At 40.2% G+C, this 18,473-nt stretch carries 7 protein-coding genes; 1 reads left to right on the top strand and 6 read right to left on the bottom strand.

Going from position 1 to position 18,473, the window contains the following annotated elements; translation table 11 throughout:
• Positions 1–45 precede the first annotated feature (45 nt).
• On the top strand, positions 46–1,563 hold the full coding sequence (locus tag ACY650_RS17000; RefSeq protein ID WP_462249263.1) for a T9SS type A sorting domain-containing protein: 1,518 nt from the start codon (positions 46–48) through the stop codon (positions 1,561–1,563).
• Positions 1,564–1,570: 7 nt separating this feature from the next.
• On the opposite strand, the gene ACY650_RS16995 is transcribed toward ACY650_RS17000, so the two are convergent.
• From ACY650_RS16995 to ACY650_RS16970, 6 genes are all read right to left on the bottom strand, one after another.
• Positions 1,571–2,788, bottom strand: coding sequence for a hypothetical protein (locus ACY650_RS16995; RefSeq protein ID WP_462249261.1), 1,218 nt, complete (start codon positions 2,786–2,788; stop codon positions 1,571–1,573).
• A 128-nt stretch (positions 2,789–2,916) separates the two neighbouring features.
• Complete coding sequence (locus ACY650_RS16990; protein WP_462249259.1) at positions 2,917–3,741, bottom strand: helix-turn-helix domain-containing protein; 825 nt, start codon at positions 3,739–3,741, stop codon at positions 2,917–2,919.
• Positions 3,742–3,846: 105 nt separating this feature from the next.
• Entirely contained in the window at positions 3,847–5,286 is a 1,440-nt protein-coding gene (locus ACY650_RS16985) for a tetratricopeptide repeat protein (protein ID WP_462249257.1), read from the bottom strand.
• 52 nt (positions 5,287–5,338) lie between these two features.
• On the bottom strand, positions 5,339–6,250 hold the full coding sequence (locus tag ACY650_RS16980; RefSeq protein ID WP_462249255.1) for a PorP/SprF family type IX secretion system membrane protein: 912 nt from the start codon (positions 6,248–6,250) through the stop codon (positions 5,339–5,341).
• Between the two features lie 4 nt (positions 6,251–6,254).
• Positions 6,255–7,385: a T9SS type B sorting domain-containing protein gene (locus ACY650_RS16975; protein ID WP_462249253.1), complete on the bottom strand. Its 1,131-nt coding sequence runs from the start codon at positions 7,383–7,385 to the stop codon at positions 6,255–6,257.
• A gap of 1 nt (position 7,386) precedes the next feature.
• Positions 7,387–18,396, bottom strand: coding sequence for a beta strand repeat-containing protein (locus tag ACY650_RS16970; RefSeq protein WP_462249251.1), 11,010 nt, complete (start codon positions 18,394–18,396; stop codon positions 7,387–7,389).
• Between the last annotated feature and the right edge of the window lie 77 nt (positions 18,397–18,473).

Raw genomic sequence — 18,473 nt, 5'->3', positions numbered from 1 at the left:
TTAATTAATCTAATATTTATTTGCACTTATCCGCCAACACCACACATGATGAAAAAAATTAGTGTACTACTACTATCACTATTTATCTCTACAGCTGCGTTTTCCCAGACATGGGAAGGAGACGTTAGTTCCGATTGGAATGATCCATTGAACTGGAGTGGAAACACACTGCCAGGAAATGATGATAATGTAGTAATCAACCCTTCTAACTATACCAACGCTCCGATAATGAGTGCAAACTCCGCATTCGAGCCAGGCGATATCACAATAAGCAACAGTGGCACATTTACCATTACGGCTGGGGACATTACGGTACGAGACGACATATTCGTTGACAATGCCACATTTACGATATCCGGTGGCACCATAGATGTAGATGAAATCACGGGTAATAATAGCGCAAACGTAAATTTAACAGGAGGTACTATTAGCATGTCTAATGACTTAGATGCGAATAGTGGATCAACATTTACCATTGCAACTACTGTAACCCAAACCTCCGGTGGAGAAGACCTTAATATTGGTCAAAATGCTACTTTCATTATTCAGGCTGGAGCAAACATTACTGGCTTCGATGATGTAGACTTTGATCAAAGTAGTGGAACCCTGACCATGACTGGAGGCATTCTTGACATTGGTGATGACTTTAAATTCGAGGATGGTGATGACAACACAGTTAACGTTTCTGGTGGAACCCTTAATGTCGGAGACGATTTTGAAATAGAAACGGATAACAACCAGATTACCTTCACTGGTACTGCTGATGTAAATGTTAGTGGTGATTTTGAGTTTGGTGTTGATGGTGGAGGTGCTGGAAATGACGCGACAAATTCAAATGTCAATGTCAATGGAAATGCAACTCTGGATGTTACTGGTGACATTAATTTTTACGAAGGTGGTTCTGGATCAAGTTCGTTCTTGAATGTAAGTGGAAATGGAGCAGTAACAACTAACAATGTAGATGACCTTGGCTCTGTAAATATCACTGAGGGTGGTACAGTAAACGATGGAGGCACGATCCTACCTGTAGAACTTCTATTTTTTAATGGAAAGCTAGAGCAAAATTTTGTTGTATTATCATGGCATACAGCTTCGGAGTTAAATAACGATTACTTCGAAATCCTGCGATCTAAGAATGGTGTTAACTTCACTCCTATCGGCACAGTGAAAGGAGCAGGTACAACGTCTGAATTATCACAATACACATTCAATGACCAAACTGCTTCTGGAACCAATTACTATCAACTAAGACAAGTAGATTACGATGGAGCGAGCGAATCTTTCAATATCATTCGTGTAGAATCAGCACTTTCGGATCAATTAGTGGTATATCCTAACCCTGTCCCTTTAAGTCAAAATTTCACATTGAAGCTAGACACCCAACTAGCTCCTGAAACGTCTGTTCAGGTTGTGACTATGGATGGTAAAGTGGTTTTGAGTGAAAAAGTAAGCAACGGAAGTAATTCCGCTACAATAGACTCATCACAATTGAAGAAGGGTAACTACTTAGTAATTCTAGAAAGCAACGCTCAACGTATTATTCGCAGAATATCTGTGAATTAACAGTATCTCAAGGCGTTTTAGAGAATCGAAAACCCAATCTAAATACAATCGGTCGGGCATTTAGATCATTATTCTTGTAGTTGAAATCATAGAGTATCATCGAGCTCATCTGCACAAATCCTATCTTAAATTCTCGACCAACACCTAATAAATAGGCAGATTCCCATTGAGCAGGAATAGTCTCTTCACTGCTACCAAATACGGAACGATTGATCTGACGTTCTAACTCTCCCCAGGCAAAGAATCCCTTTGGAATTTCATAGCGCGTAAACAAGCTGTATCCATAGCCATCTCCAGTCAACGCGGAGGTAGAGTCATTCGAAAATTGTTCACGCAGAATCACACCTACTCCGCCCATCCACTTCTTTTTTATCCAATACCCCACCTGAAGGTTTGTGTTTACAATAACTGGATCTGTCGATTGCAGGCTTAAATTTCCACCAAAATAGAGGCGCTTTTTAAAAGGTGCATCTTCCAAAGAATTGCGCTTAGTCCCCTCTTCTGGATATCTGGTATCAGGAAGCTCACTGTATTTTTTCTTCAACTTTTGGACTTCCGCCTGAGCATCCTGAAATTCTTCAGCATCGATTTTCTTGAATAATTCTCTGGCCATTTCCGGCTTCACCAAATTGGGATTCGGTTTGGAAGGAATGCCTGATTCTGAAAGTCCTTCTGCTGGGTTCGAAAACTGCGCCATCGGGTCATCTGCACCAACGCCATCAGGAAGAAATTTCTTTGCTTCTTCCTCCAAAATTCTTGATGCCTCCACTAAGGCAAGGCTGTCTGCATTGGCTGCCTCACTCTTGAAAGTCACGGGATTCAGTATGAGCTCCTGATATTCTTGCGGGAAACCAGAATCTTTGAATATAGCATTGGAAATCTGAAGCGAATCTTCTCTACTTATAACACCTAACGAATCTGAAGGATAGGTAAGCTTAATGCTGTCGTACTTCAATTCGTACAGTTTACGCGCTTTTGCTTGCTGTTCAAGTCTCTGAACTTGTGCTCGACGCTGCTCTGCCGTCTGTTTCGTCTGCTTTCCTTTGTTGATAGCATTGGCATGCTTCCCTGTAGGTGTTGCATTCACTTTTACCTGCGCAGAAAGCATCCCAGCTGTTGTAAAAACAATAAAAAAAAGGGCTATTCGAAACATCGATTCAAAGTTAGAACTATTACCATTTATTGCACCATTGCTGGATACATCAATAGCGCAATTGACCTTCACCTATGTATTGACAAATTGATAAAAAGTAAACAGGATGTGAAATATCCGAAGAATTGCTAACGATTTAAGATTTATTTTCGGCAATCAATAAAATGACTTCAACGCCATTTGAAAACAAAAAAATACTTTTAAAGGGAATTAAAAACCATCAAGTCAGGCGTTTGCAGCTTCATGTTATTAAATAATACGCTTGGAGAAACACCAGCAATTTTTTTTGTTTCCCTGATAAAATGTGATTGATCATAATAGCCAAAGGAAAGTGAATCAATTACTCTTTTAGTTTCTGTAGATTGAATATGATTTGCAGTTCTACTAAACCTATAAATACTCAATAACTCTTTAGGTTTCATATTGAATTTTTTCAAAATCAGCCGTTGCAACGTTCGCGTAGAACAATGAAGCGCTGTAGCTAATTCACAAACATTAGCAACAGTTTTGCTATCAAGTATTTCTAGAATTTCATTTGTTGTCTCATCTACATCAATTCCTGTAAAAATGGGTGATATCCAATTATCTAATTCATCAGCAATTAATTCTTCATTTTTATAAAAAGATTTTAAATCCAGATTAGCTAAACCATTAGTAGATAATATATTGGAAATATTGCTAAAAGGGTTTGGAGGATAGAGGGTTTGTAATAGCGGGATAGATAATGCACGTAAATAAAACTTGATATTCAAGCATATGATTTTCTCAGGCACATGGAATAATAAAGAGGTACCTGTTGCCGGATAGCCACCTATTTTCGGAGCTGACACAAATTTGTTTTTCGTTTCGTCATAAATATTGAATCCTCCTTCTAAAATATGCCAACACTCTAACCGAGCATTGGGTACAGTCTTGATCCATGATTCAGAATCAAAACGATAAAATTGGTACTTTTCAATATATCTTGAAACCAATCTTCTAATCGGTTTCTTTTCAATAAGCTGTTGATTTTTGGATGACTTCATTCTTCTCCCAATTACACGTCAATAACATATTCCACTATATTCTTGTAGGTTAAGTGTTAAAATCTAAGAGCTCTTGATTTTAACAAAACTCGTAGATAAAGTAAGTCAATTAGTATCCAGCACAACGCTAAGTGCCTCTTTCCTATTGGATACACCTAATTTGCTATATAAATTCTTAAGGTGAGTTTTTACCGTATTAATTGATACAAACAGTTCATTTGCTATTTCGGAATTGGTCTTTTGGGAGAAAATTAACTTGAAAACATCGTACTCCCTTTCGCTTAAGGGATGTATCAACTTCTCATTTAAACTCTCCAATGGAATATCCAAATTGGTTTCATGCTTAACAATTAACTCTTTTATTTCTGAACGAAGTTCTGCCACTTCACTTTTCAAAAGTTGCTCTCGTAAATTGCTCTTTTGGCGTTGAGTTATTAGGACATAAACAAGTATCCCTACCAATAGTAGAGCAACTATTACAAATAATTGCTGCTGCGCCCTTTCCTGTCGTATTTTAAGTTCTTTAAGCTCATTTTCTCTATTTAGTTTCTCAACTTCGATTTCTTTCCTTATTAACTCTAACTTGGATTCAAGTCGTCCAATTTCTCGAGCTTCATCTTCATTAAAAAGGCTATCTTTTGCTACGGTATACTTTTGATAATAGTCGAAAGCCAACTCATAATTATTTTTCATTGCATAAGCGTCTGATAAGACCTTTGATGCCTCTTTAATTTGAATTTTAGTAGTGAGCTGTTCAGCTATTGCAAGCCCTTTTTTTGCGAATGAGATAGCCTCATCCAGGTTATTTATCCTTAAGTAAAGATTTGCCATGTTATTCAAATTCATAGCCATTCCTTCCTTACTCTCCAATTCTTGTTCCTTTTCTAATGCTTGCTTAAAATATGATAATGACTGATCATACTCTTCCTGATCAGCCATCACATTTCCTAAATTTGTAAGCGAATTAGCTACTCCTTTTTCATTCCCAAGTTTCTTCTTCAAACGAAGCGAAATAAGAAAACTTCGTTCTGCAGCTTCGTAATCACCAATTTTTCGAAGAACTACTCCCTTATTGTTAATGATCTTAGCCATTAAATCAGTAGCTCCGGCAGCTTCAGCCTTTTCGAACGCATAATTATATATTTCAATAGCCTTTTTGAAGTTGTTAGTTGATTTGTGGACGAGCCCGCTACTGGCTATTACTCCAATCATATTTATTGAATCTCCTTGATTTTCAAAAGCTTGTTGAGCTTGTAAAAACAAATCAAGCGCTAATGGATAATTTCCAAGTACGTAATTGATGTTGGCTTGCATTTTTAATGCATGACCAAGACTGTGCTTGGTTTCTAATGAACTTGCAAGCTGCGATGCTTGAGTAGCGTTATTCAACGCAGCAAATGGATCTGAACGGAAGGTTTTTCTCGATTGATTTATTAACGAGTCTATAACAGTATTAAGTCGATCATCCTGTCCTCTAACGAATGTTAATGAAAGAAAAAAAAGAAAAAATAGGATTAATCCTTGTTTAGCTAGCTGTTTGAACATTTTGTGGTGGTGTTTCTATCGAAAATAAGATAGATCCAACTACAAAAAAAACTCAAAAGCGACGATGATAAGATTTTATTCTACCTCTTTCGAAGGACTTATCTATGGAGATACTGATTTCATGGGTTCCATAATTAGCTATCAAAAGTGAATTGGTAGGAAGCTCAAATGAATAGCCCAATCGCAGATTTTTACCTAACTCAATATTTGTAAATATTCCAAAGTTGCTTAAATCCCTTACTGTCAGGCCTGTCCATATGAACTTATCAATGAAGCCGCTGAATACTACATCAATAGATGGTTTTTCTGATTCAACATATCTTACCAGAGTGGTCAGCTTATATTGTAAGAATTCGGAAGCTTCATAAAAATATCCTGCACTTAAGTAATAATGCCGTTTGTACCTTGTACTATTTGCTACACCATCATTGGTTTCTATTCCACGAATTCTAGGCACTGAAACACCCACATAATAAGTAGGCTTCATATACATTAAACCAGCACCAAAATTCGATTCAGTAAACTCTTCTATACCTGTATTTAATCTTTCATCATCTACAAAATCTAGGTTGAGATTGCTCAGATCATATCCAAAATGGGTAAAGCCTCCTTGCATCCCCATTGCTAATTTTGAATCATTAAAGCGAATGTTATAAGACAGGCTCACGATTCCTTCCATGTTTTGATTTACCCCTAGTCTGTCATCAACGACCATTCCTCCTATCCCAATTGCTCCTTCCTTAAATGTTGATTGACCTAATAACGTATTGGTAGTTGGAGCACCATCTACTCCCAACCATTGTACTCGAGAAATAAGTGTAGCAGACATTCCACTATAAATACCTGTGTACGCAGGGTTAATCATTTGCTGATTAAACTGATACTGACTGTAGAGAGGGTCAAGTTGCGAAAAACCAAGAATAGCAACAAGACAACTGAAAGTAAATATGATTAGTCTTCTCATGTCTCTATTTTTTTAAGAATAAAAAGCCAGCCTTTACCTTCGTACTCCCTGTCTTTATTGTATAGAAGTAATTACCATCTTGCAATTCAGTAAAACCTCCAGCATTTGGCACTCCTCTAAATACACGGTCTCGGTTATCATAATTAGATATTGAAAACACTTTGATTCCATTTCGATCGAATATCTCTACCTGATTTTTGGGATACAATTCTATGTTTTCAATCCGCAGGAAGTCATGCTTTCCATCTTGAATTGGAGTAAGGGCATTAATAACTCGAAGTGGCGGTAACGGTTGCACTTCTGGTGCCAATGCAAGTGTAAAGAACGGCCCAATTGCGTTACCTCGACTTGTTATGAAACCAGTCCCTTCAGCAACTTCAATAGTTGATTTCCCCAATGTATTGAAAGGTCTGGTCTCAGCAATTGATTGAGCAACCACTAACTGGGCCGTATCCATAACTGAAAGAATATCGAATGGTAGCGTAATAAAGCCTGCGGTATATCCTTCATCTGTATTTATTTCCCAAAAATTATCGATTATCAATTCTTCTAAATCTCCACCTAAAGATTGATCTGGAGGAGAATCATGTGCTTTTATTCCAATCTCAGGACTTATGCCAATCACCTCGTTTAGCGTTACAGGCAGGTAGCTGTTTTGGGTTCCGATTGGATAAAACAGGTCTCCCGATCCTGTACGATAAAGCTCACCTATTATGTAGGAACTTTCATTAGCTCCTAAAATTTGAACACTTGAATCCAGAGTCAACTTAGCCTCATCAGCAACTTCCAACACTCCAGAGCTCAATGTTAGAGAACCAGTAATCATCAAATCATCGCTAAGCGTTTTTACACCATTGCTGATAAATAGGTTTTTTATCTCTTGACCATTATTGATTATCCCTTGTTCTTCCTCACCATTGAAGATCAATTGACCAGCATTAGCACTATAAACACCAACATTCATCCAATTTCTCTTGATAAATATGTTGCCTTCATTCTGGATATTTCCAACATTCAGGAAGTCAGTATTGGTTGAGACTATGGTTGTTTCTGTAATTCTAATGTTTGCACCGTCATTAACAACTTGCCCCTGAACAAAAAGAGAGACGAATAAGAATATGATTGAAAGTCTCATCTTAGTTTTTGTTTACTATTTGAGAATCCGAATCCATTCCTAAGACCTTTTTTATCAGATCCAATTCACTTTCTAATGTCTCAAGCTTATTCTGCTGATTATTTGCTTCTTGCTCTATTGCTTCAATCTTCTGATTTTTTTCGTCTAGTTCATTCTTTAAATCCTTTAGCGCTTTCACAAGTATTGGAATCATCTCTATACTCGAAACAGAATTATCTTTTACAAGCTCAGGGAAAAGTTCTTTGATCTCGGCAATGTCAAATCCATATTGATTTTCTGATTGTAGCGGATTGAGCGCCAACAACTCTTCCGTTTTAGCGATACTTACACCATCAATTAAACCGCTTGAATAAAGATCTCCAGACTGATCGAAAAAGGTTTCATTGTTTCCTATCGTCAAGAGATGATTTGATTCAGCAAGTCCTATCCCAATATTCCCCTGACCATTAATTGACAATGCAGCATTTCCATATTTACCATGAAATAGAGCACTTCCTTCTGTTTCAAAAAGCCATTCGGGTGTATCATATCCTAATGTAGACTGATCCTTAATGATGGTTGGTCTTATATTCACAAGCCTACCTTCAGAATCCATATCGAAGTTCTTTTTTGCGAACTTTTCATATTTAAGCTCTTGCCATTCTTCTTTTTGATAGGCCTCAAAATCTATGTCATAGTAACCTGAAGAAACAGCATACGCTTCGAAATCGCCTATCATCAAATCACTTGACTGATAAATCATTTCAAATTCATCACCAAACCTCATTGTGAAGTAGTCTTCATCTATTTCGCTTAAAACATCAGACGGAATTGATGAACTTATAAGATTAAGGGTATCTCTTAGAATATTGCCATTTTCATTTTTTTCAATAACTACATGGAAGTAGTCAATAAAGGATGTCTCAGGTTCTTCAAGTTTTACTTTGATTTTAACCTGATCTAAAGTGTCACTTAGTGGTATCAACCTTCTATGAATACGTTCAGAGTATTTAGATGCTTGAGCTTCAATAATTGTGGACGATATTTTATAGCCATCGCCATTGTCTACATAAATGAAAGGACAAGCACCAGTAGCATATGACAATTCACCAGTTGAGGTATTCACACGAAGCGTTGAACCCGTTAGGTTGGTTGATAAACCCGGAGTAAAAACACTACCGTCCTGTTCTACCCTAAAAATATCCGTCCCAACAGTGTTCTCGACCAACATTACATCATACGTAGTAGTTGTTGAATTTGATCTGACTCTGGTCTGAACCGGAATATTTACATAGTCTGTTGTCCCTTCGATAGCTTGAAGCATTGTTACATTTCCAGATGTCATTGTAATCCTATCCGTGCTAAAAGCTATTTGTGTATCCGTATCTCCAGAATCTTCAATTACACTTTGGACTTGTAGTGTCCCATTCACTTGCGTGATGCCGGCAGATGTGATAGCAAATCTTGTAAGTGAGCCATCATCAATTACCAAATTATCTGATTCCACAGCCATTCTAAACTCTTGAGTTGGAGTTGCCATAATCATCCCCGCTCCTTGTCCAGCAGTAGAAGTTGTTTGTACTCTTACCCCCGGAATAGTAGAGCTGTGATTTACATGGAGACTTGAAGATGGTGTACTTGTTCCTATTCCAAATTTTGGATTGTTTATTCCTGTTGATGAATTGAAATAGATGTAGTCATCGGTAAAATTGGCATTAAGATCATAGCTCAGGGTCTGATATATCCATGTCGGTGCCAATCCAGAACCTCTAGTCTGTAAAATCTGCCCATCAAATCCAGCGTTGGATGAGCCAGCATATAGCTCACTATTGACATCAAGAATTCCGTTTGATACCAGCGAACCTGTTACTGAGAGATTGTTTTGGAATGTTGAACTTCCCACAACATCTAAATTTTCACTCACATCCAAATCTCCAGTTACCTGAGCACCACTATAGTCTACCTCAAGCTTCGCATCTGCTGCAGTTGCATTGTTTGAGTTTACAAGCTCATTTACGGCGAGTATAATCTTGCCATTTCCATCAGCATTACCCAGACCTTCACTTGGGATAATTTCTTTCTGGAAGAAAATTCCAGCTTTGTAGCTGCTTGTGTTATTCGTGTTTCTTGCCTTAAATCTAATTCCCATCATTGCACCCTCACCCTCATTTTGATTTTGGATATCGAAGAATGTACCACTGACACCTGAGACATCGGCGTTATTTTCAGACAAATGCATCAATGAGATTGGGGTTGCTGTGCCAATTCCAACTGAACCAGCAGTGTAGCTTATATCTGGAGTACCAGTCCAAGGACTTGATGGCAGATTGGTGAGACCTGAACCATCTCCCGTAAAGGCTGTAGCAGTTACTGTTCCGCTAACTTCAAGTGCAGTTGCGGGATTTGTTTCACCTATTCCTACTCTACCAGCTGGAGTAATTGCAAAATGCGCAATGCCATCAGTAAGAACAGAGCCATTATTTATTTTGAAGACGTCACTATCAGAATTGTCAATTCCAATTACCGTATTATCACCTGTTATTCCGAATCGAATAGAGGCATCGCCTGTTCCAAGATTATTGACCTGCATAATTCCTGAAGTGACGTTATTGTTTGCTTCAAAGTATGATGCATCCGAAGTAGTCCCATACGATACATCTAAAGGACCTCTCGGAATGGTATTCCCAATACCTACATATCCATCTCTGTTCAAAGTCATCACGATATCATTTATACCGACGTTTTCAACAGCATTGGTCTGCACTGCGAAATTGAGATTGTTCCCCTGACTTGATTGATTACGAACAAAGATTCCGGCATTGAAACGCTCATTATTATCATTTGCATTCACCTTGAATCTCACCCCTGCTAGGTAGTCAGTATTGCCATCGTCATTTTCAATATCAAGGAATACACCCTCATTGAGACTTGCTCCGGGTGCCTGAACACCACGTATAGACATGAGATTAAATGGTGTGCTTGTACCGATTCCAACATTTCCCGAATTAAAATTGATGTCGCTTCCTGAAGTAGACCACACGCTACTTACACTATTCGCCAAGTCAACCCATCCTCCGGCGGTGCCGTCTGTATTACCTTCAAAAGAAGATCCTGTAAATCGAATACTTCCTGCAGTATTTCCGCCCAAATCACCAATTATAATTCCTCTATTTGCTTCAATTGCTGCAACTCCTTGAAGATTATCGGTAATTCTTATCACAGAGTTTCCTCCATCGGCGTTTTTGACAAAGTCAGCAACATATGTCACATCCGTTGCCGGCTTGGAGACAGTTAAACCTTCAACACTTCCATTTAATTGAATAACACCAGTCGCATCACTACCAAAGCCTGGAGTTAAAACAACATTTCCTCCCCTTGTTCCAGTTATAGATCCCCCGGCTCCAGCGGTTAAATTGAGATCCCCTCCGTCTGCAACCCCATTTGCATCTCCAGCTTTTACCGTTACTTCACTACCTGCAGTATTAGATGATGACGGAGTAAGCATAGAGATTGACCTGTTACTTCCAGCATCAAAGCTGATATCTGAATTAAGGTTGGTTACAGCAGTTGGAACATTTGTAAGGCCAGCTCCATCTCCAACAAATGAACCGGCAGATATTTGTCCGTCATCACGAATGGAAACCTGCGTTACTCCTTGGCTTCTAAAGTCGGCTATTATATTGTTACTCGCACTACTCCCGTGATCAAACTGTACAACAGGACCAGTGCCATTACTAAAAGCGCGAAGTGCTGGATTAGTGGCTGTTGCATTCACTAAATCAAATACACCGGTAATACCAGTTCCTGTGTTAGTCAGATCCAGCATATTATTTGGAGCATCCACACTTTCAGATTTTGTGAATGGGAAAGACAAGTCATCTATGTTAGTTAAGTTGCTTGCGTCTAGTGCTGGCAATAATCCATCAGCACCAATTTGAAGAAGGTTATTAGGGGATGTACCTGCATTTAACGTAGCAGCTGTTCCCAAACCATCCAAATCTCCTTGTATCTCAGCCAACGCTCCTTGTACCTCAGTGGCAGAAATATTAGTGATTGCGGTTATCGCTACCTCGCTAGCATTTTGATCATCTGTTCCTGTGCCATCAGATAATCCTGAAATATCTACTGAGTTGCCATCTGCTATACTCAAGTTCGTTCCATCAAAGCTTAAAGTCTGATCATCTGTATCCGTATCAATAGCGCTAATATCTACGCTGTTGCCCCCTTCTATCGAGATGTTGGTACCATCAAAAGAGATCGTTTGGTCGTCTGTACCAGTACCGTCAGATAGTCCAGAGATATCTACTGAGTTACCATCTGCGATACTCAAGTTCGTACCATCAAAGCTTAAAGTCTGATCATCAGTGTCGGTATCTGTATCGATCGCACTGATATCTACGCTGTTGCCACCTTCGATCGAGATGTTGGTGCCATCAAAAGAGATCGTTTGGTCGTCTGTACCAGTACCGTCAGACAGCCCTGAGATATCTACTGAGTTGCCATCTGCTATGCTCAGGTTTGTGCCGTCAAAACTTAAAGTCTGGTCATCAGTGTCGGTATCCGTATCAATTGCGCTGATATCTACACTGTTGCCTCCTTCAATTGAAATGTTGGTGCCGTCAAAAGAGATCGTTTGGTCGTCTGTTCCTGTGCCATCAGATAGTCCTGAGATATCTACTGAGTTGCCATCTGCAATACTCAGGTTTGTTCCATCAAAGCTTAAGGTCTGATCATCTGTATCCGTATCAATAGCGCTAATATCTACGCTGTTGCCCCCTTCTATCGAGATGTTGGTACCATCAAAAGAGATCGTTTGGTCGTCTGTACCAGTACCGTCAGATAGTCCAGAGATATCTACTGAGTTACCATCTGCGATACTCAAGTTCGTACCATCAAAGCTTAAAGTCTGATCATCAGTGTCGGTATCTGTATCAATCGCACTGATATCTACGCTGTTGCCACCTTCGATCGAGATGTTGGTGCCATCAAAAGAGATCGTTTGATCGTCTGTTCCTGTGCCGTCAGACAGCCCTGAGATATCTACTGAGTTGCCATCTGCGATACTCAGATTTGTTCCATCAAAGCTTAAGGTCTGATCATCGGTGTCTGTATCCGTATCGATTGCACTGATATCTACACTGTTTCCACCTTCAATGGAGATGTTGGTTCCATCAAAAGAGATCGTTTGATCATCTGTGCCGGTACCATCAGACAGCCCTGAGATATCTACAGAGTTGCCATCTGCAATGCTCAAGTTCGTTCCGTCAAAGCTTAAAGTCTGGTCATCTGTGAAATCCGCTCCAGAAGGCACTGCTGTTTCAACAGTCAGGTTATTAACAGTATTCGCATTTTCTGCTGTATTCACCTCCAAATCTCCATCTGTGTCATATGAACTGGCAAGCATATCTCCTCCTCCAGCTGAAGCTATTTCACTTTGCAATTCTTGTAAGGCTGCTTGAACATTGGTTGAGCTAATACCTCCTGCTGGTGTTACATCCACTTCACTAGCTACTTGATCATCTGTGCCTGTACCGTCAGACAGCCCTGAGATATCTACTGAGTTGCCATCTGCGATACTCAAGTTTGTACCGTCGAAACTCAAAGTCTGATCATCAGTGTCGGTATCTGTATCGATCGCGCTGATATCTACGCTATTTCCTCCTTCAATCGAGATGTTGGTACCATCAAAAGAGATTGTTTGGTCATCTGTTCCTGTACCGTCAGATAATCCTGAGATATCTACAGAGTTGCCATCTGCTATGCTCAAGTTTGTGCCGTCAAAACTTAAAGTCTGATCATCAGTGTCGGTATCTGTATCAATGGCGCTGATATCTACACTGTTTCCTCCTTCGATTGAAATGTTGGTGCCGTCAAAAGAGATCGTTTGATCGTCTGTTCCTGTACCGTCAGATAGTCCTGATATATCGATTGAATTCCCATCTTCAATTGAAAGATTTGCTCCATCGAATGAAATTGTCTGGTCGTCTGTACCTGTACCATCCGATAGTCCAGAGATGTCTACTGAGTTGCCATCTGCGATACTCAAGTTCGTTCCATCAAAGCTTAAAGTCTGATCATCGGTGTCTGTATCTGTATCAATCGCACTAATATCTACACTGTTTCCACCTTCGATTGATATGTTGGTACCATCGAATGAAATCGTCTGGTCGTCTGTACCAGTACCGTCAGATAGTCCAGAAATATCTACTGAGTTGCCATCTGCGATACTCAAGTTCGTTCCATCAAAACTTAAAGTCTGATCATCGGTGTCGGTATCTGTATCAATTGCGCTGATATCTACGCTATTGCCTCCTTCGATCGAGATGTTGGTGCCGTCAAAAGAGATCGTTTGGTCGTCTGTTCCTGTGCCGTCAGATAATGCTGATATATCGATTGAATTCCCATCTTCAATTGAAAGATTTGCTCCATCGAATGAAATTGTCTGGTCGTCTGTACCTGTACCATCTGATAAACCTGAGATATCTACCGAGTTGCCATCTGCGATACTCAAGTTCGTTCCGTCAAAGCTTAAAGTCTGGTCATCTGTGAAATCCGCTCCAGAAGGCACTGCTGTTTCAACAGTCAGGTTATTAACAGTATTCGCATTTTCTGCTGTATTCACCTCTAAATCTCCATCTGTGTCATATGAACTGGCAAGCATATCTCCTCCTCCAGCTGAAGCTATTTCACTTTGCAATTCTTGTAAGGCTGCTTGAACATTGGTTGAGCTAATACCTCCTGCTGGTGTTACATCCACTTCACTAGCTACTTGATCATCTGTGCCTGTACCGTCAGACAGCCCTGAGATGTCTACTGAGTTGCCATCTGCTATGCTCAGGTTCGTTCCATCAAAGCTTAAAGTCTGATCATCAGTGTCCGTATCGATCGCGCTGATATCTACGCTGTTGCCCCCTTCTATCGAGATGTTGGTACCATCAAAAGAGATCGTTTGATCATCTGTGCCGGTACCATCAGACAGCCCTGAGATATCTACAGAGTTGCCATCTGCAATGCTCAAGTTCGTTCCATCAAAACTCAAGGTTTGATCATCCGTGTCTGTATCCGTATCAATTGCGCTGATATCTACACTGTTTCCACCTTCAATGGAGATGTTGGTTCCATCAAAAGAGATCGTTTGGTCATCTGTTCCTGTACCGTCAGATAATCCTGAGATATCTACAGAGTTGCCATCTGCTATGGTCAAGTTTGTGCCATCAAAACTTAAAGTCTGATCATCGGTGTCGGTATCTGTATCAATCGCGCTGATATCTACGCTGTTGCCTCCTTCTATTGATATGTTGGTACCGTCAAATGAAATTGTCTGGTCATCAGTGCCGGTACCATCAGATAGTCCTGAAATGTCTACTGAGTTGCCATCTGCTATGCTCAGATTCGTTCCATCAAAACTCAAGGTTTGATCATCCGTGTCTGTATCCGTATCAATCGCACTAATATCTATGCTGTTTCCACCTTCAATCGAGATGTTGGTACCATCAAATGAAATTGTTTGGTCATCTGTACCAGTACCGTCAGATAGTCCAGAAATATCTACTGAGTTGCCATCTGCGATACTCAAGTTCGTTCCATCAAAACTTAAAGTCTGATCATCAGTGTCGGTATCTGTATCAATAGCACTGATATCTACACTGTTGCCGCCTTCTATTGAGATGTTGGTACCATCAAATGAAATTGTTTGGTCGTCTGTACCAGTACCGTCAGATAGTCCAGAAATATCTACTGAGTTGCCATCTGCGATACTCAAGTTTGTACCATCAAAGCTTAAGGTCTGATCATCAGTGTCGGTATCTGTATCAATCGCACTAATATCTATGCTGTTTCCCCCTTCGATTGATATGTTGGTGCCGTCAAATGAAATTGTTTGGTCATCTGTTCCTGTACCATCTGATAATCCTGAGATGTCGATTGAATTCCCATCTTCAATTGAAAGATTTGTGCCATCAAAAGAGATCGTTTGATCATCGGTGAAATCCGCTCCAGAAGGTACTGCTGTTTCAACAGTCAGGTTATTTACGGTATTCGCATTTTCTGCTGTATTCACCTCTAAATCTCCATCTGTATCATATGAACTGGCAAGCATATCGCCACCTCCAGCTGAAGCTATTTCACTTTGCAATTCTTGTAAGGCTGCTTGAACATTGGTTGAGCTAATACCTCCAGCTGGTGTTACATCCACTTCACTAGCTACTTGATCATCTGTGCCTGTACCGTCAGACAGCCCTGAAATATCTACTGAGTTGCCATCTGCAATACTCAAGTTTGTGCCATCAAAGCTTAAGGTCTGATCATCAGTGTCTGTATCCGTATCAATCGCACTAATATCTACACTGTTTCCACCTTCGATAGAGATGTTGGTGCCATCGAATGAAATCGTTTGGTCGTCTGTACCTGTACCGTCAGATAATCCTGAGATATCTACTGAGTTGCCATCTGCGATACTCAGGTTCGTGCCGTCAAAACTTAAGGTCTGATCATCAGTGTCCGTATCGATAGCGCTGATATCTACACTGTTTCCGCCTTCGATCGAGATGTTGGTACCGTCAAAAGAGATCGTTTGGTCGTCTGTACCAGTACCGTCAGATAGTCCAGAAATATCTACTGAGTTGCCATCTGCAATGCTCAAGTTCGTTCCGTCAAAGCTTAAAGTCTGGTCATCGGTATCTGTGTCCGTATCGATCGCGCTAATATCTACACTATTACCTCCTTCGATCGAGATGTTAGTACCGTCAAAAGAGATCGTCTGATCATCTGTTCCTGTACCGTCAGATAATCCTGAAATATCTACTGAGTTGCCATCTGCTATGCTCAAGTTCGTACCGTCAAAACTCAAGGTTTGATCATCCGTGTCTGTATCCGTATCAATTGCGCTGATATCTACACTGTTTCCACCTTCGATCGAGATATTGGTGCCATCAAAAGAGATCGTTTGGTCATCTGTTCCTGTACCGTCAGATAATCCTGAGATGTCTACTGAGTTGCCATCTGCGATACTCAAGTTTGTGCCGTCAAAACTTAAAGTCTGATCATCTGTGAAATCCGCTCCAGAAGGCACTGCTGTTTCAACAGTCAGGTTATTAACAGTATTCGCATTTTCTGCTGTATTCACCTCTAAATCTCCATCTGTGTCATATGAACTGGCAAGCATATCTCCTCCTCCAGCTGAAGCTATTTCACTTTGCAATTCTTGTAAGGCTGCTTGAACATTGGTTGAGCTAATACCTCCAGCTGGTGTTACATCCACTTCACTAGCTACTTGATCATCTGTGCCTGTACCGTCAGACAGCCCAGAGATATCTACTGAGTTACCATCTGCGATACTCAAGTTCGTACCGTCGAAACTTAAGGTCTGATCATCAGTGTCGGTATCTGTATCAATCGCACTAATATCTATGCTGTTGCCACCTTCGATTGATATGTTGGTACCATCAAAAGAGATCGTTTGGTCATCTGTTCCTGTTCCATCAGATAATCCAGAAATATCTACTGAGTTGCCATCTGCGATACTCAAGTTCGTGCCATCAAAGCTTAAGGTCTGATTATCAGTATCGGTATCTGTATCAATCGCACTAATATCTACGCTGTTGCCCCCTTCTATCGAGATGTTGGTACCATCGAATGAAATCGTTTGGTCGTCTGTACCAGTACCGTCAGATAGTCCAGAAATATCTACTGAGTTGCCATCTGCTATGCTCAAGTTTGTGCCATCAAAGCTTAAAGTCTGGTCATCAGTGTCAGTATCCGTATCAATGGCGCTAATGTCCACACTGTTACCGCCTTCAATTGATATGTTGGTACCATCAAATGAAATCGTTTGGTCGTCTGTTCCTGTTCCATCAGATAGTCCTGAGATATCTACTGAGTTGCCATCTGCGATACTCAAGTTTGTGCCATCAAAGCTTAAAGTTTGATCATCTGTGTCTGTATCGATCGCGCTGATATTTACACTGTTGCCTCCTTCTATAGAGATATTGGTACCATCAAATGAAATCGTTTGGTCGTCTGTTCCTGTACCATCTGATAATCCAGAGATATCTACCGAGTTGCCATCTGCGATACTCAAGTTCGTTCCATCAAAACTCAAGGTTTGATCATCCGTGTCTGTATCCGTATCAATTGCGCTGATATCTACACTATTTCCACCTTCGATCGAGATATTGGTGCCATCAAAAGAGATCGTTTGGTCATCTGTTCCTGTACCGTCAGATAATCCTGAGATGTCTACTGAGTTGCCATCTGCTATGCTCAAGTTTGTGCCGTCAAAACTTAAAGTCTGATCATCTGTATCTGTATCGATCGCACTGATATCTACGCTGTTTCCACCTTCAATTGAAATGTTGGTGCCGTCAAAAGAGATCGTTTGATCGTCTGTTCCTGTACCGTCAGATAGTCCTGATATATCGATTGAATTCCCATCTTCAATTGAAAGATTTGCACCATCAAATGAAATCGTTTGGTCATCAGTACCTGTACCGTCAGACAGCCCTGAAATATCTACTGAGTTACCATCTGCAATACTCAAGTTCGTGCCATCAAAGCTTAAAGTCTGATCATCAGTGTCTGTATCGATCGCGCTGATATCTACACTGTTGCCTCCTTCGATTGAAAGAATATTTCCTGAAAGGTCGAGCAGCTGAATTTCATTTAGTGGATCAAGGTCTCCAGTATTGGAAATTTCCCCGTTAATTATGGCAATTCCTTCTCCAGCATTTATATCTACATTCATTTGCATTCCAATCCAGTCGGAATTCATCCAGAAGTAAAAAGCATTCTCATCGGTATCATATATCAATAAGCCGTTTTCATTCTGTGATAAATTATTTGTGAAATCAGAATTTGTGCGTTGTGATGTTGTCATTTTTGGAACCAATAGCCCTTGATTGTTATTTGGACTTACTAGTTCTAGAACAGCGTTCGGATTTGGATTTTCAACTCCGATTCCAACACCCTGACCGAATGTGTTGATTGCAATTAAACACGCTGCAAATGCAAGTAATTTGTGAAATGGTGAACTCATAATGCGTGACCTAAGGCGGCGATTAGTTTTTCGTGGTTGTTATATCTCAGACTATTCTGAGCATCACCAAGGTGCAG

The organism is Ekhidna sp. (genome assembly GCF_963691765.1).
Classification (GTDB): Bacteria; Bacteroidota; Bacteroidia; order Cytophagales; family Cyclobacteriaceae; genus Ekhidna.
Note: the sequence above shows the minus strand (reverse complement) of the source record. Positions and strands in the feature narration are given on the sequence as shown.